This is a genomic window from Achromobacter deleyi, from assembly GCF_016127315.1.
Lineage (GTDB): Bacteria > Pseudomonadota > Gammaproteobacteria > Burkholderiales > Burkholderiaceae_B > Achromobacter > Achromobacter insuavis_A.
In genome coordinates this window covers 1091248-1111674 of sequence record NZ_CP065997.1, presented here as the reverse complement: position 1 = coordinate 1111674, position 20427 = coordinate 1091248, and the positions used below count along the sequence as shown (strand labels likewise).

Here is a 20427-nt window from a genome sequence, read left to right as displayed (position 1 = left end):
AAGATTGCCCAAATGCCTGCTCGCCTCTAATATTTTCGAAAATCTTCTGATTTTTATAAAAAAGAGGCAAGGGATGGAAGCGAACAGGTACGACGCCTACCGGGAAGACACCGCCGGCCGCGCCAATGTGGCGGATTCGCCGGAGCGCATCGCCTATTACAAGGAGCTGGCGCGGCTCGAGACCGGCGCGCTCTGGACGGTGGCCAACAAGATCGAGCCGTGGGCGCCGCGCTCGGCGTCGGTGCCGGTGGTCTGGCGCTACCAGGAACTGCGCGGCCATGTGTTGCGCTCGGCCGAGCTGGTGTCGCCGGAAGAGGCCGGCCGCCGCGTGATCTACCTGAACAATCCCGGCCGGCGCGACGTCGCCGCCGCGGTCGGCTGGCTGTATTCGGGCCTGCAGGTGATGCGGGCGGGCGAGCTGGCGTCGGCGCACAAGCACTCGCATTCGGCGCTGCGCTTCATCATGGAAGGCAAGGGCGCCTTCACGGTGGTGGACGGCCACAAGATGACGCTGGGCGCGAACGACTTCGTGCTCACGCCCAACGGCACCTGGCACGAACACGGCGTGGCCGAGGATGGCACCACCTGCATCTGGCAGGACGGCCTGGACATTCCGCTGGTCAACGCGTTCGAGGCCGGCTTCTACGCCGTGCATCCCGACCTGAACCAGACCGTGACGCACCCGGTGGACGACACCAGCGCCCTGTGGGGCAGCGCGGCGCTGCGGCCGCAGGCGACGGGCTGGACCAAGCCGTATTCGCCGCTGTTCAAGTACGAATGGGAGCCCACCTACGAAGCGCTGCGCCGCCATGCGCGGGTGTCGGCGGGCAGCCCCTATGACGGCATCCTGATGGAATACGTCAACCCCGCCACCGGCGGCCCGGTCATGCCGACCATCGGCGCCAGCATGCAGCTGCTGCGTCCGGGCGAGCACACCAAGGCGCACCGCCACACCGGCAGCTTCCTCTACCAGGTGGCCAAGGGCAGCGGCTTTTCGGTCATCGACGGCAAGCGCTACGACTGGACCGAGCGCGACATCTTCTGTGTGCCGTCGTGGGCCGTGCACGAGCACGCCAACCTGTCGTCCAACGATGACGCCTGCCTGTTCTGCTTCAACGACCTGCCGGTGATGCGCGCGCTGGCGCTCTACCGCGAAGAAGCGGTCAAGGACAACGACGGCCACCAGAAACTGATCTAGCGGCTGGCGCCAACCCCACTGAATTTTTCATCCGCCGCCCGGCGCAAGCCGGGCGCCTGTCTCAACTCGTCTTGAATTTCCTGGAGTTCCTATGCGCTTGGTAACTTTTCGCGCCCATCCCACCGCCGCCGCCCGCCTGGGCGCGCTGGCCGAAGGCTATGTGATCGACCTGGCCCTGCTGGGGCAGGCCGGCGGCGTGGCGCTGCCGGACGACATGCTGGCCTTCATCGACCTGGGCCCCGTGGCCGTGGCGCAAGCCTCGAAGCTGATGGAGTCGTACCGCGGCGCCTGGCCCGTGGGCACCGCGCTGCCGCAGGAGAACGTCAAGCTGCTGGCGCCGATTCCGCGTCCGCGCAAGAACATCTTCGGCATCGGCCTGAACTACGTCGAGCACGTGGCGGAGTCGAGCCGCACGCTCGACACCTCGGCCGACCTGCCCAAGCAGCCGGTGATCTTCTCCAAGCCGCCCACCACCGTGATCGGCCCGGGCGACGCCATCGAGCACAACGCCAAGATCACCCAGCAGCTGGACTGGGAAGTGGAGCTGGCGGTGATCATGGGCCGCCGCGCCACGCGCGTGGCCGAGGCCGATGCGCTGTCGTACGTGTTCGGCTACAGCGTGATGCTGGACATGAGCGCGCGCGACTGCCGCCGCGCCGGCCAGTGGATCTATTCGAAGGGCCAGGACACCTACGCGCCGTTCGGCCCCTGCATCGTCACGGCCGACGAGATCCCCGATCCGCAGGTGCTGGACCTGTGGCTGACGGTCAACGGCGAGAAGAAGCAGGGCTCGAACACGCGCCACATGCTGTTCAAGGTGCCGTTCCTGATCTCGGACATCAGCGCCGGCATCACGCTGGAGCCGGGCGACATCATCGCCACCGGCACGCCCGAGGGCGTGGGCGCGGGCCGCAAGCCGCAGGAGTGGCTGTGGCCGGGCGACGTGGTGGTGGCGTGCGTCGAAGGCATCGGCACGCTGCGGCATCCGGTGGTGGCGGTCTAGGCGAAATTCCAGCGCCCGCCACGAGACGGCGGGCGCGGCGGTCTCCAAGGGGAAAACAATGATCAAGCAAACCATGTTGGCGGCGGGCCTGGCCTGGACGCTGGGGGGCATCGCGCACGCCGCGGAGCCGGTCAGGATCGGCTTCATCGCCACGCTGTCGACGCCTGCCGGCTACATCGGCGAGGACGAGCGCGACGCCTTCAATCTGGCGATCAAGCAGGGCGGCGGCAAGCTGGGCGGGGTGCCGGTGCAGCTGGTGATCGAGGACGACGGCCTCAAGCCGGCCAATGCCAAGCAGGCGGCCGACCGCATGCTGCAGTCGGGCATCAAGTTGTTCACCGGCGTGAACTTTTCGAACGTGCTGGCGGCGGTGGCACCGGGCGTGGTCAAGTCGGGCGCATTCTACGTCAGCCTGAACCCCGGCCCGTCGAGCTTCGCCGGCGAGAAGTGCGACCCGAACTATTTCGTGGCCTCGTACCAGAACGATGCCTTCCACACCGCGGGCGGCGTGGCCGCCAACGAGCTGGGCTACAAGCGCGTGGCGCTGCTGGCGCCGAACTACCAGGCCGGGCGCGACGCCATCGAGGGTTTCAAGCGCACCTACAAGGGCGAGGTGGTGGCCGAGATCTACACCAAGCTGGACCAGTCGGACTTCTCGGTCGAGCTGGCGCGGGTGCGGTCGCTGGCGCCCGATGCCGTCTACCAGTTCCATCCGGGCGGCACCGGCATCAACTTCGTCAAGCAGTACGCCGCGGCCGGCCTGAACAAGACCGTGCCGATGCTGATGCCGAGCTTCTCGATGGATGCGCGCATGATCAAGGCCACCGGCGACGCGGCGCAGGGCGCCTACATCACCGGCATCTGGTCGCAGGACTTCGACAATCCGCAGTCCAAAGCCTTCGTGCAGGCGTTCAAGGAAGCCTATGGCCGCGTGCCCACCGATTACGCCATGCAGGCCTATGACACGGCGCAGCTTATCGGCGTCGGCCTGAAGGCCACCGGCGGCGACCTGTCGCGCCAGGCCGAGTTCCGCGCGGCGCTGCGCAAGCCGGACTTCGCCTCGCTGCGCGGCAAGTTCAGCATGAACACCAACCAGCATCCGGTGCAGGACCTGTACCTGATGCGCATCGAGAAGGACGCCGACGGCGGCCTGTCGCCGCACCTGGTGCGCAAGCTGGTGTCCGATGACAAAGACGCCTACGCCCAATTCTGCAAGATGCCGTCATGACATTGCTCTTCGAACAGTTGCTCAACGGGCTGCAGTTCGGCGCGATGCTGTTCCTGCTCGCCGCCGGGCTGACCCTGATCTTCGGGATCATGGGCGTGGTGAACCTGACCCACGGCTCGTTCTACATGGTGGGCGCGTACTGCGCGGCCTACGCCATCGGCACCACCGGCTCGTTCCTGGCGGGCGTGCTGGCGGCGCTGCTGGGGGCGGGGCTGTACGGCCTGTCGGTCGAGGTGCTGGTGATCCGCAAGCTGTACAAGCGCGACCACCTGTACCAGGTGCTGGCCACCTTCGGCCTGCTGCTGTTCTCCAATGAGGCGGTCAGCCTGATCTTCGGCCGGCGACCGCCGCTGGTCGGCATCCCGTCCTTCCTGGAAGGCGCGGTGACGCTGGCGCCGGGCTTCCAGTATCCGTTGATCCGGCTGTCGTTCATCGCCGTCGGCGCGCTGGTGGCGGTGGGGCTGTGGTGGCTGGTGAACCGCACCCGCATCGGCATGCTGATCCGCGCCGGCGCCGACGACCGTGAAATGGTCGACGCGCTGGGCGTGGACATCAAGAAGCTCTACACCCTGGTGTTCGGCCTGGGCGCGCTGCTGTGCGGCCTGGCGGGCGTGATGGCCGCGCCGCTGCTGGCGGTGGAGATCGGCATGGGCGAGCGCATCCTGATCACCACTTTCGTGGTCATCGTGATCGGCGGCGTGGGCTCGGTGCGCGGCGCGCTGGCGGGGGCCTTGCTGGTCGGCATGGTCGACAGCATGGGGCGGGCCTTCCTGCCGCAGCTGCTGGGCGCGGTGTTCTCGCCGGCCACGGCGGATCCGCTGGCGGCGGGCCTGGCGTCGGCCAGTATCTATGTGTTGATGGCGATCGTGCTGATCGCCAAGCCGGGCGGCCTGTTCCCGGCGCGAGGATGATGATGGCAAAGACACTTTCGAATCGCGCGCGCTGGGGGTTGGCCGGGCTGATCCTGCTGCTGGCGCTGCCGGGCGCGGCGGCGGCCACCGACACGCCCTTCCTGATCGGCGTGGTGACGCGCTTCCTGATCTACGGCCTGGCCGCGGTCAGCCTGGACCTGGTGATCGGCTACGGCGCCATGGTCAGCTTCGGCCATGCGATGTTCTTCGGGCTGGGCGGCTATGCGGTGGGCATCATCGCCTTCCACACCACCGAGGCCGGTCCCTTGTTCGGCTGGGCCGGCAGCAACGCCGCGCTGGTGGTGTGGCCGATCGCCATGGCGGTGTGCGCGCTGGCGGGCTGGCTGTTCGGCTACCTGGCGCTGCGCACGCGCGGCGTGCAGTTCATCATGATCACGCTGGCGTTCGGGCAGATGGTGTATTTCATCCTGGTGTCGCTGCAGTTCTATGGCGGCGACGACGGCCTGATGATCTCGCAGCGCAACGTGCTGCCGGGCATGAACCTGGAGAACCCGCTGACGTTCTACTACGTCTGCCTGGCGCTGCTGACCGCCTGGACGCTGTTGTGCATCCGCATCACCAACTCGCGCTTCGGCATGGTGCTGCAGGCGCTGCGCCAGAGCGAGCGGCGCGCCATCAACCTGGGCGTGGCGCCCACGCCGTACCGCCTGAGCGCCTTCGTGCTGTCGGCGGTGGGCACCGGCCTGGCGGGCGTGCTGTGGGCCAACTACGCGGGGCTGGTGACGCCCGACATGGCGGCCTGGACCAAGTCGGGCGAGCTGATGGCCATCGTCATCCTGGGCGGCGTGGGCACGCTGCTGGGGCCGATCGCGGGCGCGGCGGTGTTCCTGGGGTTGGAGCAGGTGCTGTCGTCGCTGACCGAGCATTGGCTGCTGTACATGGGGCCGGTATTGGTGCTGGTGGTGTTGTGGGGCCAGAAGGGACTGTTCGGCCGCCTGCTGGAGACGCGCCATGCGGATTGAGCTCACCCCCGACGCGCTGCGCGCTTCCCCCTCTAGGGGGCATGCCAGCGGACCGGCGGAGCCGGCTCCGCGGCATCCCGATGAGGCATCGACATTGGAGACGACTGATATGCAGACGCTGTTGCGTCTATCCGGGCTGCGCAAGGCCTTCGACGCTGTCGTTGCCACCAACGGCGTGGACCTGGACGTGCGCGTCGGGGAGATCCACGCCATCATCGGCCCGAACGGCGCCGGCAAGTCGACGCTGATCGCGCAGATCTGCGGCGAGATTCGGCCGGACTCGGGCACCATCGAACTGGACGGGCGCGACGTGACGGCGCTGCGCGCCTTCGAGCGCGCCCGCCTGGGGCTGGGCCGTTCGTTCCAGATCACCGAGCTGTGCCAGGAATACACCGCGCTGGAAAATGTCATCCTGTCCAGCATGCTCAAGGGCGGCCGCGCCTTTGGCGCCTGGTCCGACCCGCGCCGCGACGCGGGCCTGAAGGCGCAGGCGATGCAATGGCTGACGCACGTCGGCCTGGCGGACCGGCGCCACGTGCGCACCGCCGACCTGGCGCACGGCGAGAAGCGCCAGCTGGAACTGGCGGTGGCCCTGGCGCGCTCGCCGCGCCTGCTGCTGCTGGACGAGCCCATGGCCGGCATGGGGCCGGAGGAATCGGCGCGCATGACGCGCCTGCTGCTGGGCATGAAGGGCGACTACGGCATCCTGCTGGTCGAGCACGACATGGATGCGGTGTTCGCGCTGGCCGACCGCATCAGCGTGCTGGTCTACGGCAAGGTGGTGTTCAGCGGCGCACCCGACGAGGTGCGGCGCCATCCGGAAGTGCGCGCCGCCTACCTGGGAGAAGAACATGTTGAAGGTTGAGGGCCTGACCGGCGGCTACGGGTCGAGCAAGGTGCTGTTCGGCATGGCCTTCGAGGCCGCCGAGGGCGAGGTGATCTCGTTGATCGGCCGCAACGGCATGGGCAAGACCACCACCATCAAGACGCTGATGGGCATGCTGCCGGCCACCGGCGGGCAGGTCCAGTTCCGCGGCCAGACGCTGTCGCGGCCCGCGCCCAGCGTGGTGGCGCGGCTGGGCGTGGGGCTGGTGCCGGAAGGGCGGCGCGTGTTCGGCTCGCTGTCGGTGGAAGAGAACCTGGTGGCGACCTCGCGCGCCGCGCCTGGCGGCTGGGACCTGGCGCGGGTCTACGCGCTGTTCCCGCGCCTGAAAGAGCGCCGCGCGCAGTCGTCGCGCACGCTGTCGGGCGGCGAGCAGCAGATGCTGGTGGTCGGCCGCGCGCTCATGACCAATCCCAAGCTGCTGATCCTGGACGAGGCCACCGAAGGGCTGGCCCCGCTGATCCGCCAGGAAATCTGGCGTTGCCTGCGGGCGCTGAAGGCCGAGGGCCAGACCATCCTGGTGATCGACAAGAACCTGCCCGAGATGGCGACGCTGGTAGACCGCCACTACATCGTCGACAAGGGCCGCGTGGCCTGGTCGGGCGCGCCCGCGGAACTGTCCGCGCAGCCCGAACTGGCGCAACGTTATCTCGGCATCTGACCGCAATAGGAGCCACACGCATGTTGAACCTGCCCGTCTTCAAGGCCGCCGCCGTCCAGGCGGTCCCGGTTTTCCTGGACACCGACGCCACCGTCGACAAGACCTGCGCGCTGATCGCCGAGGCCGCCGGCAACGGCGCCAGCCTGGTGGCCTTTCCCGAGGTGTTCGTCTCGGCCTATCCCTACTGGAGCTGGGTGATGAACCCGGTGCAGGGCAGCCCCTGGTTCGAAAAACTCTGCAAGAGCGCCATCGAACTGCCCGGCCCGGAGATCCGCCGCATCGCCCAGGCGGCGCGCCAGCACCGCGTCAACGTGGTGGTGGGCGTGAACGAGCGCAGCCGCCATGGCGTGGGCACGATCTACAACACCATGGTCTTCATCAACGAAGAGGGCCGCGTCCTGGGCCGCCATCGCAAGCTGGTGCCGACCTGGGCCGAAAAACTGACCTGGGCGCATGGCGACGGCGAATCGCTGCGCGTGTACGACACCTCGGTCGGCAAGCTCGGCGGCCTGGCCTGCGGCGAGAACACCAACACGCTGGCGCGCTTCTCGCTGCTGGCGCAGGGTGAAATGGTGCACGTCGCCAGCTATATCTCGCTGCCGGTGGCGCCGCCCGATTACGACATGGCCGAGGCCATCCGCCTGCGGGCGGCGGCGCATTCGTTCGAGGGGAAGGTGTTCACGGTGGTGTCGTGCTCGACCATTTCCACCGAGATCCAGGACGCCATCAGCGCCAGCCATCCGGAAGCGCGCGAGATGCTGGCGCGCCGCAACAGCGCCTTTTCGGGGATATTGGGGCCGGACGGCCGCGTCATCGGCGAGCCGCTGATCGACGACGAGGGCATCGTCTACGCCGACATCGACCTGTCGCGCTGCATCCAGCCGCGCCAGATGCACGACATCGTCGGCCACTACAACCGTTTCGACGTGTTCGACCTGCGCGTGAACCGGCGTCCGCTGCAGGCGGCGCGCTACGACGACCAGGACGGAGCGGCAGGCGACGAGACGGGCTGGGACCTCGATCCGCAGCCGGAAACGCCGCGCGAGGCGCGCGGGTGAGCACGGCCGGCCGGCGGGTAGAATGGGCCGCCTGAGCGCCCGCTGGCCCCGGGGCCGGCCAGCCGGCCGCTGACATCTGGAGAGCACGTTGAAGCCAAGAATCAAAGCTTCCCGCCAGGACGAGCCCGGAGCCGACGGGAACGCCGAGGTAGAGGAAATCACGCTGTCCGAGCAGGTCTACCGCCTGCTCCGGCGCGACATCATGAGCGGCGCGTTCGCGCCCGGCCAGTCGCTGCGCCTGGAATTGCTCAAGCAGCGCTACGGCAGCAGCTTTTCCCCGATCCGCGAAGCCCTGAACCGGCTGCGCAGCGAACGCATGGTGATCACCACCACCTCGCGCGGCTTTCGCATCGCGCCGCTGTCGGTCGAGGAAATGTGGGACGCCTGCGAAACCCGCATCCTGATCGATTGCGACGCGCTGCGGCGCTCGCTGGCCAATGCCGACGATGCCTGGGAAGCGCGGCTGGTCGGCGCCTACCACGCGCTGACGCTGGCCGCGCAGCGCGCCGGCGAGGCCGTGCCGCCCAGCCAGGAGCTGGAGGAATCGCTCGAAGCGCGCCACCTGGATTTCCACCACGCGCTGATCGGCGCCTGCCGCTCGCACTGGCTGCTGGACCTGTCCACGCAGCTGTACGCGCAGACCGAGCGCTATCGGCGCCCGGCGCGCGCCGGCGCCACGGCCTACGGCCCCGAGCGCAATGTCGACGACGAGCACCGCCAGTTGCTCGATGCCGCGCTGTCGCGCGACGTCGAGCGTTCGGTGGCGATGCTGGCGGCGCATTACCGCAAGACGGCGCAGTTCATCGAACACATCATTTCCCAGGACGACAGGCAGGCCATTCATGCGTGACGCGGACATCGATCTCTTTTTCCCCACCATCGCCGAGCGCGAGGTGCAATACAACGCCCGCGAGTCGGTGGCGGACTTCGACGCCTGCGTGCGCCGCTACGCCGAATCGGCCGCCGCGGTGAAGTCGCGCCGCCCCGGCCTGCTGAACCTGCGCTACGGCATGGGCCAGGACGAGCGGCTGGACCTGTTCCTGCCCGCCGCCAACCGCGGTCCGGCGCCGTTGTTCGTGTTCATCCACGGCGGCTACTGGCGCGCGCAGCGCAAGGAAGACGCGCCGGTCATGGCCGAGGCCTTCAACGCGGCCGGCGCCGCGGTGGCGGTGCCCGAATACACGCTGGCGCCCGAAGCGACGCTGCCGGAAATCGTGCGCGAGATGCGCTCGGCGCTGGCCTGGCTGTATCACAACGCGGCGGCGTACGGCGTCGATCCCGAGCGCATCTACGTCGGCGGCAGTTCGGCCGGCGGCCACCTGGCCGCGATGCTGGCCGCGCCCGCCTGGCCGGCGAGCTACGGCGTGCCGGACGACGTGGTCAAGGGTACGCTGGCGCTGAGCGGCCTGTTCGACCTGCGGCCGTTGTGCGACGTCCTGCCCAATACCTGGCTGCGGCTGACGCCGGAGCAGGCGGCGCGTCACAGTCCGATCTTCAACCTGCCCGAACGCGCCGGCCCGATGCTGCTGGCGGTCGGCGGCCTGGAGACCCAGGGTTTCAAGAACCAGACCGAAGCCTTCGAGCGCGCCTGGACCGGCGCCGGCCTGCAAGCCACGCGCATTCCGACGCCGCATTGCAATCACTTCGACCTGGTGAACGAGCTGGAGGATCCGGCCAGCGACCTGACCCGCGCCACCCTGGCGATGATGGGCCTGGCGCAAGCCTGAGCGGGTTGACGGATACGGGCGCGCCATGGCCGACCTGAAACTGCTGGAAGACCTGATCGCGCTGGCGCAGAGCGGCAGTTTCGTGCGCGCCGCCGAGGCGCGGCACGTCACGCATCCGGCCTTCGGCCGCCGCATCCGCGCCCTCGAGGCCTGGGCCGGCGCGCCGCTGGTGGAGCGCCAGCGCGTGCCGGTGACGCTGACCGCCGAGGGCGAGGCGCTGCTCAAGACCGCCACCCAGGTGGTCGAGCAGATGGGCCTGGTGCGCCATCGCATCCGCAGTTCCGGCGCGGGCGGCGAGGCGGTGCTGCGCATCGCCACCGGCCGCAGCCTGTCGCGCACCGTGGTGGGCGACTGGATCGCGCGGCTGCGCCACCGCGCGCCGAAGGTGCTGGTCGAAGGCACGCAGCTGGAGATTTCCACCGGCAAGATGGAAGACATGGCGATGCGGCTGGAGCAGGGCAAGGTCGACCTGCTGTGCTGTTACGAGCACCCCGCGCTGTCGATGCAGCTCAACCCGGTGCGCTACCGCTACATGACCCTGGGCACCGACAAGCTGGTGCCGGTCAGCCAGGCCGACGGCCGCGGCCGCGCGCGCTACGTGCTGAGCGAGGGCGGCCAGGCGGCGCCGCTGATCACCTACGCCGGCGGCCTGTCGATGGAACGCATCCTGGGCGACCGGCTCGAATCCACGCCCTACGCGCTGACGCCGTTCGTGCGCATCGATTCGCTCGATGCCGCGCATGGCGCGGCGCTCAAGGGATTGGGCGTGGCCTGGTTGCCGTGGTCGATGGTGGCGGCCGACTGCCGCCGCGGCACGCTGGTGTCACTGGGCGGACGCAGCGACGAGATCGCCTTCGAGGTGCGGCTGTACCGTTCGCGGGCGCGGCTGGCCGATCTGGCCGAGGCAGCCTGGGAAGCCACCGCCAATCGCAAGGCCTGACGCGCCGCGTCGCTGCCCGCACGGGCAGGCCAGGCGAGCTGAATTAGCACGGCAATGTGCCGATTCGGCACGTCATGCCGCCGGCCCACGCGCAGAATGTCTCCCGAAACTCGAACGAGACGGCGCCGCCGTCCGCCTCAGCACCCCAGGGAGAAATTCATGAAACTCGTTCCGCACGCCTTGCGCGGCGCGTCGGTCGCGCTCTGTGCCGCCGCCTCGTTGATCGCCTCGCCGGCCATCGCCGCCGGCTACCCCGACCACCCGGTCTCGTTGATCGTCGGCTATCCGGCCGGCGGCAGCGTCGACCTGACCGCGCGCCTGTTCGGCGAGGAGCTGGCCAAGCGCATCGGCCAGAGCGTGGTGGTCGAGAACGCCGGCGGCGCCGGCGGCACCATCGGCGCGCAGCGCGTGGCCCGCGCCACGCCCGACGGCTACACGCTGCTGCTGGGATCGACCAATGAAATGGTCGTCGCCCGCATGATCAACAACGCCGTCAAATACGACGGCGCCAAGGACTTCACCGCCCTCGGCGTGATCGCCACGCAACCGATGGTGCTGGCGGCCAGCAAGAATTCCGGCGTGAAGACCGCCGCCGAATATCTGCAGAAGCTGCGCGCCACCGCGCCGGGCAGCTTCAATTACGGTTCGTCGGGCGTCGGCACCACGCTGCACCTGGCCGGCGAGATGATCAACCAGGAAACCAATACGCGCGCCGAGCATGTCCCGTACCGGGGCGTGTCGCCGCTGGTGACCGACCTGATGAGCGGCCAGCTGGATTTCGGCATGCTGGTGCTGTCCTCGGGCCTGCCGCAAGTGCGCGCCGACAAGATCGTGGCGCTGGGCGTGACGCAACCCAAGCGCTCGCCGGTGGCGCCGGACATTCCCGCGCTGGCCGAGACCCCGGGCTTCGAGGCGGTTGACCTCAGCATCACGTTCTCGCTGTACGGTCCGGCCGGCCTGCCGGAGCCGGTGGCCGTCAAGCTGCGCGAGGCCCTGGCGGATACGCTCAAGTCGGAACAATTCCGCGCCAAGATGCTGGAAGCCGGTGGCGTGCTGGCGCAGCCGGGCCTGGATCCGGTGGCCTCGCAGGCCGCCGAGACGCGCAAGTACGGCGCGCTGGTCAAGGCGGCCAAGATCGAAGCGCAGTAATCATGGATTTCACGCTTCCCGTTCCCGACCTGGCCGCCGAGCGCCTCGGCAATACCGACACGCCAGGCGTCTGGCACTTCGACTCGGGCGTGCCCGGCCGCACGCTGATGCTGTCCGCGCTGGTGCACGGCAACGAGCTGTGCGGCGCCTGGGCTTTGAAGGACCTGCTGGCGTCAGGCCTGCGGCCGCTTCGCGGCGGGCTGACGCTGGCGTTCTGCAACCTGTCGGCCTTCGACCGTTTCGACCTGGCGCGCCATGATGCGTCGCGTTTCGTCGACGAGGACATGAACCGCGTCTGGAGCGCCGAGCGCTTGGACTCGCCCACCAGCAGCGACCGCCAGCGCGCGGCGCAATTGCGCCCGTGGGTCGAGCGCGCCGACTGGCTGCTGGACCTGCACTCGATGCACGAGCCCGGCGCGCCGCTGCTGCTGACTGGCGTCCTGCCGCGCAACATCGCCCTGGCGCGGCGCCTGAAGGCGCCGCAACATGTGATCGTGGACGCCGGCCACAAGGATGGCGTGCGCATGCGCGACTTCGCGCAGTTCGGCGATCCGGCGCGCGACACGGCCTGCGCGCTGCTGATCGAATGCGGTTTCCACGGCGACCCGGCGGCGCGCGATGTCGCGCGCGACATGGTGGCGCGCATGCTGATCGCCTCGGACGTGGTGGATGCCGCCGACCTCCCGGCCGGCTGGGTGCGGCCCGACGCCACCGCGCAGCGCGTGCTGGAAGTGACCGACGCGGTGGTGGCGCCGTCGATGGACGTGACCTTCGCGCAGCCCTGGCAAGGCCTGGAGACGCTGGAGAAGGCGGGATCGGTGATCGGCTGGGCCGACGGCCGGGCGATCGTGTCGCCCTATGACCGCTGCACGCTGGTGATGCCGTCGCTGCGCCAGCTCAAGCCGGGCGTGACGGTGGTGCGATTGGCGCGCGACTACGCGGGCTGAATGTCGTGGAGGGAGCGGCGCGGACGGCGTGACGCGGATCGTGGGCGCGGCGTGATCGCCGCGCCGGCCGCGCGGCCGCGGGCCGCGTGGCATGGCCCGCGGGCGTTGCGTCCCGGGGGCCGGTCATGCCGCCATCACTTCTGCGGCGTGTAGCGCAATTCGTCGAGCTGGTAACCCTGCGCCGTCGCGGCGGCCAGGGCGCGGTCCAGGTCTTCCTTGGGCAGTTGCGGCGAGCGCGACAGGATCCACAGGTACTTGCGGTCGGGGGTGCCGACCACCGCCCAGCGATAGTCCGGACCCAGCCCGATCACCCAGTAGTCGCCCTTGATGGGCTTGAAGAACGAGACCTCGAGCTTGGCGTTGTTGCTGCCCTCGACCACGGTGGCGGTGCCCGAGGCCGAGTCGATGTCGCCGTCCTTGGTGCGGCAGCGGTTGTTCACGCCGACGGTGCCGTCGGGGTGCAGGGTGTATTCGGCGGTGGTGTCGCCAACGCAGTTGCGCTGGAAGAACATCGGGAAGTTGGCGATCTCGTACCACATGCCGGCATAGCGCTTCAGGTCGACCGACTCCACGGTTTGCATGGGCGGCGGCGCGGCGTGGGAGATCCCCGCCGCGCTGGCGGCCAGGGCCAGCAATAATGTTGCGATGCGGCGCATGGGGAAAGTCTCCTGATCCAAAACCCTAACGATACGCCTTATTTGCGCGGGGCCTTCAGCGCGGCGTGATAGCGGGCGACGTAGGTGTCGAAATCGACGTCGTCGGACTGCTCCAGGCGCAGCTGTTCGGCGCTGGAGTCGAGCGCGCCCTGGCGGTATTCGGCCGCCACGTCCGCCGGCAGCGGCTGGGCGCGCAGGGCCTGCGCATGCTCGCGGCTCTGGCGCAGCGAAAAGTCGTGGAACGATTCGCCGCTGTCGGTCAACGCGGCCAGCAGGCGCGCGGACGGGGTGGCGTCGGGCTGGCCCAGCTTGGCGCGCTGCGCGGCCAGGCTGTCGGCGTAGGCGCTGCCGCCCAGGGCCGAGTCGTACAGGGCCGCGTAGGGCGCGATCTGGTCCAGCAGTTCCTGGCCCCACTGCGCCAGGCCGATGGCCTTGCCGTCGCGGTCCAGCTGCAGGCCGGGCTTGCGGCCTTCCTTGACCACGGTGGAGAAGTTGTCGGCGCTGCGCTGACAGTAGCCGTTGGCGGGGAAGAAGGGGCTGTCGGAGGCGGCGCAGAACAGCAGGAAGGCGTCGACGAAACGGCTGGTGTCGGCGTCGATGCCGACCGGCGATTCGGGATTGATGTCCAGGCAGCGCACTTCCACGTATTGCACCCCGCGCTCGGCCAGCGCGGTGATCGGGCGTTCGCAGCGGCCGGTGGCGCGCTTGGGGCGGATGCTCGAGTAATACTCGTTTTCGATCTGCAGCACGTTGGTGTTGAGCTGGATCCATTCGCCGTCGCGATGCGTGCCGATCTCCTGGTAATCGGGCCACGGCTGCGTGACCGCGTCGTACAGGCGGCCGAGGAAGGTATCGAGATCGTTGTAGCAGAGCTTGAGCTGCGACTGGGCCTTGTTCTGGTAGCCCAGGTCGCTCATGCGCAGGCTGGTGGCATGGGGCAGGTACAGGGTGTGCTGGCCCAGGTGCTGCAAGCCGTGCTCGCCATCGCGCAGGAAGTCGCGCGACAGCGCCGGCGCCGCGCCGAACAGGTACATCAGCAGCCAGGAATAGCGCGTGAAATTGCGGATCAGGCCGATGTAGCCGCGCGAGCGCCGATCCTGGTCGGTGCCGGGCTGGGTGTCGAGCACCGACCACAGCGCCTCGGGCAGCGAGAAGTTGTAGTGGACGCCGGCGATGCACTGCATGGTCTTGCCGTAGCGCTCGGCCAGGCCGCGGCGATAGACGTGCTTGAGCATGCCGGTGTTGGAGGTGCCGTACCAGGCGATGGGAATGTCGGCCTCGCCCGGCAGGGTGGCCGGCATGGACTGGTTCCAGATCAGCTCGTGGTCCAGCACGCTGTAGACGTGGCGGTGGGTGGCGGTCAGCTCGGCCAGCAGGGCGTCGACGTTGTCGTGCGTGCCGGTGATCAGTTCGAGCAGCGATTCCGAATAGTCGGTGGTGACGTGTGCGTTGGTCAGCGCGGAGCCAAGCCCGGCCGGGTGCGGCGTGCGGGCCAGGATGCCTTGCTCGTCGACGCGCAGGCCTTCTTTCTCGATACCCCGCAGGGTCTGGGTCAGGAGCGAGCGGTTGGCCTCTAGGCGGGCGAGGCGTTGGGCGGCGGTATCAGTCACGGAATCTTCTCGATGGGGTCTGTCGCCGGATTTTACGGGGTGCTGGCCTCCTCTGCCGAGGGAGCCAGTACTGGGGACAGGGACAATTGCGCGGCGGTGCGCGCCAGCCACTCGTCCAGGTCGGCGTAGACCGGGTCGGCGATGGGGGCGGTTTCGTTGAAAATCTCGTGCCAGGCCGTGTCGTACCAGCGCAATGTCAGCAATTCGGCGGGCGCGCGCTGGGCGAACTGGCGGCTGCCTTCGGCCGCCACGATGGAGTCGTCGCCGGCCACCATCAGCAGGGTGCGACAGGCCAGCAGATGGGCTTCCCGCAGGGAGTCGCGCCCGCCGTCGTCGACGAAACGGGCCAGCCGGCCGGTCATGCTGCGCCGCACCAGGGGGTCGGATCGGTAGGCCTTGACCACCGCCCGGTCGTGCGAGATGCGGGCTGGCGCCAGGCCGTGGGGCACCCGCAGGTCGGGCGCGTGCAGGGACATCCAGGTCAGGGTGCGACGCACCCACAGCGGCACGTTGACCACGAAGGGGGGCGAACTGAGCACCAGGGCGTCGATCGCGGCCAGCCGCTGCAGGGCGATCCGCACGGCCACCAGGGCGCCCAGGCTATGGCCCAGCAGGATCGGCGGGCGGCCGTGGGCGGCGGTCCAGTCGGCCAGGCGGGTCACGGCGTCGGTCACCAGGTCTTCCTGGTGCGCCAGGGTGGCCGGCCGGCCGCCGGAGCGGCCGTGGCCGCGGTGGTCATGGGCGCCCACGGTCCAGCCGCGGGCGGTCAGCCAGCGCGCCAGCCGGTCATAGCGCCCGGCATGCTCGCTCAGGCCATGCAGCAGGTAGATGCCGGGCGTACCGGGGCCAATGATCGGCGGGGGCACATTCGGGGCGGCGGACCACACATAATTGGCCAGGGGCGTGCCGTCGGGCGCTGGGGTCATCGAAATCGGCGACAATTTGGGGCTGTCCTCGAAATGAAAAGACCGTGGGGTCTTTACGGTAATGACGATTTCATCGCTGTTTCGTTTCATGTTCAAGAAAGCCGGCCTGATTCTTGTGATGGCCCTGCTGGTCAGCGCCTGCTCGCCCCGTTACAACTGGCGCGAAGTGGACGTGGCGGACGGCCGGGTGCGGGCGGCGTTCCCGGACCGGGTGCAGACCGAAACCCGCGCGCTGCGGCTGGATACCCATACGCTGTCGTTCACCCTGGCCACGGCCACCGTGGGCGAGGCGGTATTCGCGATCGGGTCGGCGCCGCTGCCGCCGGAGATCGCGGCGGACCCCGTGGCCCGGCAGGCGCTGGGCATGGCGCTGATGCGCTCGCTGTACGTCAACATGCAGGCGCCGCCGCCCACCGAGTGGCCACCCTATGGGCAGGACATCGACGTGCAGGGCAAGGCCATGGGCAAGCCCGGCTGGATGCGGGCGCGGGTGTGGGTGACCGACACCATGCTGATCGAGGCGGTGGCGGCGGGCACCGAAGCCAGCCTGCCCGAGGAACGGGCCCGTGAATTCCTGAGGTCGGTCGTCGTCAAGCCGTGACGGAGTACAGCAGCCCCCGCCGGATCGCCACCGCCACTGCGGCGCGGCGGCCGCGCACCTGCAGCTTGCGGCAGGCGTTGCGCAGATGGAAATTGACGGTGCTTTCGCTGATGTCCAGAATGCGGGCGGTTTCCCAGCTGGTCTTGCCGGCGGCGCTCCAGTGCAGCGAAGCCGATTCGCGCGGCGACAGCCGGACGCTGAGCGGTGCAAGCGGGGCGACGAGAATGGGGTCGGCGGACATGGCGGCGGGGACGCGGGTTCCTGGCAAAAGACAACCCATGTTCCGGCCTGCGATCGGCCGTGGACAAGCGACGATGCCCTTGCGTATCACCCTTTGAATCTCTGACGGAATAAACGGATGCTGGCCATCGCGCAGTTCTATTTGTCGGCCATCGTGCTGATGTTGCCGCTGTTGTCGTGCGTCGGCATCGGCGTCTTCTGGGGCAAGCGCGACCTGCCGTTCGGCGGCGCCTTCATCACCACCCTGGTCACGTCCGTGACCACGCCGGCGCTGGTGTTCCATACCTTCGTCACCACCCACCTGGACGACCGCGCGCTGGCCGACGTGGCGGCCGCCACGCTGCTGGCGCTGCTGCTGTGCGCGCTGGTCTGCGCCCTGCTGCTCAAGCTGGGCCGGCTGCCGGTGCGCACGCTGCTGCCGACGGCGTTCCTGCCCAATGCCGGCAACCTGGGCCTGCCGATCTCGCAACTGGCGTTCGGCGACGCCGGCCTGTCGGTGGCGGTGGCGTTCTTCGCCGTCAACTCCTTCGTCATGCACACCATCGCGGTGCGGCTGCTGCCTGGCGTCAACACCAAGGGCAGCTGGAAAAGCCCGATCCTGCTGGCCTCGGTGGTGGCCGTCGCCATGCGCATGCTGCACATCCCGGTGCCGGCCTGGCTGATCGAGACCGCCCGCATGCTGGGCGCGGTGACGGTGCCGCTGATGCTGCTGAGCCTGGGGCACGCGCTGGCGCTGATCCCGGCCAATGGCCTGCGCGATGGCGCCAAGGTGGCGGCGATGCGCCTGGTGACGGGGTTGGCCGCGGGCCTGGCGATCGTCTGGGTCCTCGACCTGGAACCGGTGCTGGCCGGGGCGCTGACGCTGCAGATGGCCATGCCCTGCGCGGTGGTCAGCTACATGTACGCCAAGCGCTACACCGAGATGGGCGACACGGCCGCCGGCGCGGTGCTGGTGTCGACGGTGGTGTTCCTGCTGCTGGCGCCGCTGATGCTCTGGTTCAGCCACGCGGGGGCGTAGTCCGCGTGCCAGCCGTCGTCCGATCCGCGGCGCATGCCGCGACTACAGCAGCCCGTCGCGGAGCTGTTCGAGGATGCGGCGCCACCAGCCACCGGGCTGCAGGGCGGCGGCATCGTGCCGTTGCCAGGCCCGCGTGAGCAGGCCCAGCGCGGCGGGACGATCGAACGCCATGGAGGCGGACGCCGCCGCGGGTTTGGTTCGTCGCGCGAATTCACCGCGGCGCAGGGCGTCGAGCCGGGCCTGCATCTCGGACTGGGTGTAGACGCGCGGACTGGAATCCTGGCGGCTGGCCTCGGCCTGGAACCGTTGCAGGGCCGCGAGGAAGTGCAGAAAGTGCTCGACCCGCGTATTGATGAACATCGGCGCGCCTTCGCCGGCGGTCACGACACGGCCGTCGGGCGCGACCGCCAGCCATAGCGCGTCGGCCCACGGTTCGCGCGCGATCACCAGCGCCGTGCCATCCGCCGATGCGTGCACGAAGGGCGGCAAGAATTCGACCAGGGCCAGGGCCGGGTCGGGCCGCACCGGAAGGCCGGGGGCGAGCAGCCAGGCGCAGGCCCGCGGATCCAGGCCCGCGCCCGCCAAGGTGTCGGCCGTCGGCCGGGTGGCGCCGCCGGCATAGAGGCCGGCCAGTGCATCCTGGTTCATGGCAGGGGCGCGCCCGCTGTCAGCGCGCGCGGTGCGCAGGGGGCGGGTTGGGAATCACGCCGCGCCCGACATGGCGCGCAACTGCGCCATCAGCGCCTCGGGAATTTCCACCCCGTGCTTGATCGCCTCGTCGCGCAGCTTGCGGCGGCGGTCGCCGGGCAGGCGCACGCCGTCGTCTTCCAGCATGGCGTCCACCAGCGTCTCGACGCGTTCGAGGTAGGCCTCATTGCCGGCCAGCGCGCCGGGGTCGATGGCCATGAAGGCCTGGCCCAGGCGCGCCGGGCCGCCTTCGTCGACGAAGAACGATTCGGTCTCGAAGCCGAAGTGGGAGCCGGTCAGGGCGCAGGCCAGCAGTTCGATGATCAGCGCCAGCATCGCGCCCTTGACGCCGCCGGCGGGCAGCATGCTGCCCGCCAGGCCGGCCTTGGGATCGGTGGTGGGCTGGCCGTCGGCATCCAGCGCCCAGCCCAGCGGGATCGGCTGGTTGTCGCGCGCGGCGATCATGAGCTTGCCGCGCGCCACCTGCGACAGCGACAGGTCGATGACGATGCGGCCGCCGCCGCGACGCGGGAACACGGCGGCGATGGGGTTGGTGCCAAATAGCGGACGCTTTCCGCCCCAGGCCGGCATGGCCGCGGGCGAGTTGCTCAGCGCCAGCGCCACCAGGCCGGCGTCGGCCAGGGCTTCCAGGTGGTAGCCGGCTTCGCCGAAATGATGGCTGTTGGCCACGCCGATGAAGGCCACGCCGTGTTCGCGGGCGCGGCGGCCGGCTTCGGCTACCGCCAGTGCGCAGGCCGGAAACGCCAGGCCCGAGCCGGCATCGATCAGCGCGGCGCCGCCGCGCTCGTGCACGATGCGCGGCACGGCGCTGCCGAGGGCGCGGCCGGCGCGCAGGTGGCCGGCGTAGAACGGCACCCGCGACAGGCCGTGGGAGCTGAGCCCCTGGCTTTCGGCGAAGACCAGCGCGCGCGCGGTGCTGTCGGCCATGGCCGGGTTGGCGCCCGCGGCGGCCAGGCTGGCCGCGGCCAGGTGTTGAAGTTCGTCCAGATAGATGTGAGCCATATCCTTCCTGTCAGCGAGGCGCGCCGCGTTTCATTGGGCGCCGCCGGTAAGCGCTATTGTCACACCGGCGGCCACCATGTCGGAAACGCGGGTGTTGGCTTCCTGCGTCAGGCCGGCGATATGTGGGGTCAGGATCAGGTTGGGGGCGCCGGCCAGGGCGCCGCCGGCGGGCAGCGGCTCCTGTTCGAATACGTCCAGCGCGGCGCCGCGCAGATGGCCCGCGCGCAGCGCCGCCGCCAGGGCGGCCTCATCGACGATGCCGCCGCGCGAGGTATTCACCAGCACCGCGCCCGCCCGCATGGCGCCGATGCGGGCGGCGTCCAGCAGGTGGCGGGTGCCGGCGGTCAGCGGCACATGCAGGGTGACGGCGTCGGCCTGGGCCAGCAGGTCGTCCAGTTCCAGCCGCGTGGCGCCGCACTCGGCCCAGGCCGGATGCGCCGCCGGCAGGGCCGCGTCGCAGGCGACGATGCGCATGCCCAGGCCGGCCGCCAGCCGCGCGGTCAACTGGCCGATGCCGCCGAATCCCACCACGCCCAGCGTGCGGCCGTGCGCCTCCAGCCCCTGCGACAACGCGGCGCGGGGCCATTGGCCGTCCGCCACGGTGGCGCTGGCGGCATAGGCGCCGCGCAGCAGCACGAGCAGGGCGCCGATGACGTACTCGGCCACCGCGCGGGCATTGGCGCCGGTGGCCGGCACCACTTGGATGCCGCGCGCGGCGCAGCCTGGCAGGTCGATGTTGTCCAGCCCGACGCCCAGCCGGCCGACCGCCCGCAGCCGCGGCGCGGCCGCCAGCAGGGCGGCGTCGACCTGGCTGCGGTTGCGCACGATGAGGGCGTCGGCCTGGCCGGCGGCGCGCAGCAGGTCGTCGCGCTGTTCGACCAGGTCGGGGGCGTAGCGCACGTCGAAACGTTGCCGCAGGGCGTCGACCGCCGGGGCGTCCATGAACTCCGAGATAAGCACGTGCATGGGGTCTCCGGC

At 69.7% G+C, this 20427-nt stretch carries 22 protein-coding genes; 15 read left to right on the top strand and 7 right to left on the bottom strand.

The genetic code is table 11. The annotated features are described in order from the left end of the window. Positions 1-73: 73 nt before the first annotated feature. From I6I07_RS04980 to I6I07_RS04920, 13 genes are all read left to right on the top strand, one after another. A complete protein-coding gene (locus I6I07_RS04980; protein ID WP_198485850.1) occupies positions 74-1198 on the top strand; it encodes a cupin domain-containing protein in 1125 nt (374 codons plus the stop codon). A gap of 91 nt (positions 1199-1289) precedes the next feature. Further along, on the top strand, positions 1290-2201 hold the full coding sequence (locus tag I6I07_RS04975; protein WP_020925409.1) for a fumarylacetoacetate hydrolase family protein: 912 nt from the start codon (positions 1290-1292) through the stop codon (positions 2199-2201). A 58-nt stretch (positions 2202-2259) separates the two neighbouring features. Beyond that, positions 2260-3429, top strand: a complete 1170-nt coding sequence (locus I6I07_RS04970; protein WP_198485849.1) for an ABC transporter substrate-binding protein — start codon at positions 2260-2262, stop codon at positions 3427-3429. Then, on the top strand, positions 3426-4340 hold the full coding sequence (locus I6I07_RS04965) for a branched-chain amino acid ABC transporter permease (protein ID WP_006392582.1): 915 nt from the start codon (positions 3426-3428) through the stop codon (positions 4338-4340). The genes I6I07_RS04970 and I6I07_RS04965 overlap by 4 nt, the downstream gene beginning before the upstream one ends. After that, complete coding sequence (locus I6I07_RS04960) at positions 4337-5323, top strand: branched-chain amino acid ABC transporter permease (RefSeq protein WP_198485848.1); 987 nt, start codon at positions 4337-4339, stop codon at positions 5321-5323. Before I6I07_RS04965 ends, I6I07_RS04960 begins: the two co-directional genes overlap by 4 nt. A 109-nt stretch (positions 5324-5432) precedes the next feature. Further along, a complete protein-coding gene (locus I6I07_RS04955; RefSeq protein ID WP_198485847.1) occupies positions 5433-6188 on the top strand; it encodes an ABC transporter ATP-binding protein in 756 nt (251 codons plus the stop codon). Continuing rightward, on the top strand, positions 6175-6867 hold the full coding sequence (locus tag I6I07_RS04950; protein ID WP_198485846.1) for an ABC transporter ATP-binding protein: 693 nt from the start codon (positions 6175-6177) through the stop codon (positions 6865-6867). Before I6I07_RS04955 ends, I6I07_RS04950 begins: the two co-directional genes overlap by 14 nt. Positions 6868-6887: 20 nt before the next feature. After that, positions 6888-7925, top strand: a complete 1038-nt coding sequence (locus I6I07_RS04945) for a carbon-nitrogen hydrolase family protein (RefSeq protein WP_198485845.1) — start codon at positions 6888-6890, stop codon at positions 7923-7925. Between the two features lie 88 nt (positions 7926-8013). After that, the gene (locus I6I07_RS04940; protein ID WP_006392587.1) at positions 8014-8775 is read left to right on the top strand and encodes a GntR family transcriptional regulator; all 762 of its coding nucleotides are present in this window, start codon (positions 8014-8016) and stop codon (positions 8773-8775) included. Next, positions 8768-9652: an alpha/beta hydrolase gene (locus I6I07_RS04935; protein ID WP_006392588.1), complete on the top strand. Its 885-nt coding sequence runs from the start codon at positions 8768-8770 to the stop codon at positions 9650-9652. Before I6I07_RS04940 ends, I6I07_RS04935 begins: the two co-directional genes overlap by 8 nt. A gap of 25 nt (positions 9653-9677) precedes the next feature. After that, positions 9678-10592, top strand: coding sequence for a LysR family transcriptional regulator (locus I6I07_RS04930; protein ID WP_006392589.1), 915 nt, complete (start codon positions 9678-9680; stop codon positions 10590-10592). A 159-nt stretch (positions 10593-10751) separates the two neighbouring features. Next, positions 10752-11741, top strand: coding sequence for a Bug family tripartite tricarboxylate transporter substrate binding protein (locus tag I6I07_RS04925; protein ID WP_198485844.1), 990 nt, complete (start codon positions 10752-10754; stop codon positions 11739-11741). Positions 11742-11743: 2 nt separating this feature from the next. Next, positions 11744-12688: a succinylglutamate desuccinylase/aspartoacylase domain-containing protein gene (locus tag I6I07_RS04920; protein WP_198485843.1), complete on the top strand. Its 945-nt coding sequence runs from the start codon at positions 11744-11746 to the stop codon at positions 12686-12688. 134 nt (positions 12689-12822) lie between these two features. Here the strand turns inward: I6I07_RS04920 and I6I07_RS04915 are convergent, their stop codons facing one another. The 3 genes from I6I07_RS04915 to I6I07_RS04905 are packed head-to-tail and all read right to left on the bottom strand — an operon-like array spanning position 12823 to position 15880. Next, positions 12823-13344 (bottom strand): lipocalin family protein, encoded by a 522-nt coding sequence (locus tag I6I07_RS04915; protein WP_198485842.1) that lies wholly within the window; start codon positions 13342-13344, stop codon positions 12823-12825. Between the two features lie 38 nt (positions 13345-13382). Continuing rightward, entirely contained in the window at positions 13383-14954 is a 1572-nt protein-coding gene (gshA, locus tag I6I07_RS04910; RefSeq protein WP_198485841.1) for a glutamate--cysteine ligase, read from the bottom strand. 32 nt (positions 14955-14986) lie between these two features. Next, positions 14987-15880: an alpha/beta hydrolase gene (locus I6I07_RS04905; RefSeq protein ID WP_198485840.1), complete on the bottom strand. Its 894-nt coding sequence runs from the start codon at positions 15878-15880 to the stop codon at positions 14987-14989. 61 nt (positions 15881-15941) lie between these two features. On the opposite strand from I6I07_RS04905, the gene I6I07_RS04900 reads away from it, so the two are divergent. Continuing rightward, complete coding sequence (locus I6I07_RS04900) at positions 15942-16481, top strand: hypothetical protein (protein ID WP_198485839.1); 540 nt, start codon at positions 15942-15944, stop codon at positions 16479-16481. Here I6I07_RS04900 and I6I07_RS04895 read toward each other — a convergent pair. Then, positions 16471-16722, bottom strand: a complete 252-nt coding sequence (locus I6I07_RS04895; RefSeq protein ID WP_006392596.1) for a helix-turn-helix domain-containing protein — start codon at positions 16720-16722, stop codon at positions 16471-16473. The genes I6I07_RS04900 and I6I07_RS04895 overlap by 11 nt on opposite strands. Before the next feature lie 117 nt (positions 16723-16839). On the opposite strand from I6I07_RS04895, the gene I6I07_RS04890 reads away from it, so the two are divergent. After that, entirely contained in the window at positions 16840-17739 is a 900-nt protein-coding gene (locus I6I07_RS04890) for an AEC family transporter (RefSeq protein WP_198485838.1), read from the top strand. Between the two features lie 42 nt (positions 17740-17781). Here the strand turns inward: I6I07_RS04890 and I6I07_RS04885 are convergent, their stop codons facing one another. The 3 genes from I6I07_RS04885 to I6I07_RS04875 are packed head-to-tail and all read right to left on the bottom strand — an operon-like array spanning position 17782 to position 20415. After that, positions 17782-18387: a hypothetical protein gene (locus I6I07_RS04885; protein WP_198485837.1), complete on the bottom strand. Its 606-nt coding sequence runs from the start codon at positions 18385-18387 to the stop codon at positions 17782-17784. Positions 18388-18441: 54 nt separating this feature from the next. Then, positions 18442-19449, bottom strand: a complete 1008-nt coding sequence (locus I6I07_RS04880) for an Ldh family oxidoreductase (RefSeq protein ID WP_198485836.1) — start codon at positions 19447-19449, stop codon at positions 18442-18444. Positions 19450-19479: 30 nt separating this feature from the next. Further along, a complete protein-coding gene (locus tag I6I07_RS04875) occupies positions 19480-20415 on the bottom strand; it encodes a hydroxyacid dehydrogenase (RefSeq protein WP_198485835.1) in 936 nt (311 codons plus the stop codon). Between the last annotated feature and the right edge of the window lie 12 nt (positions 20416-20427).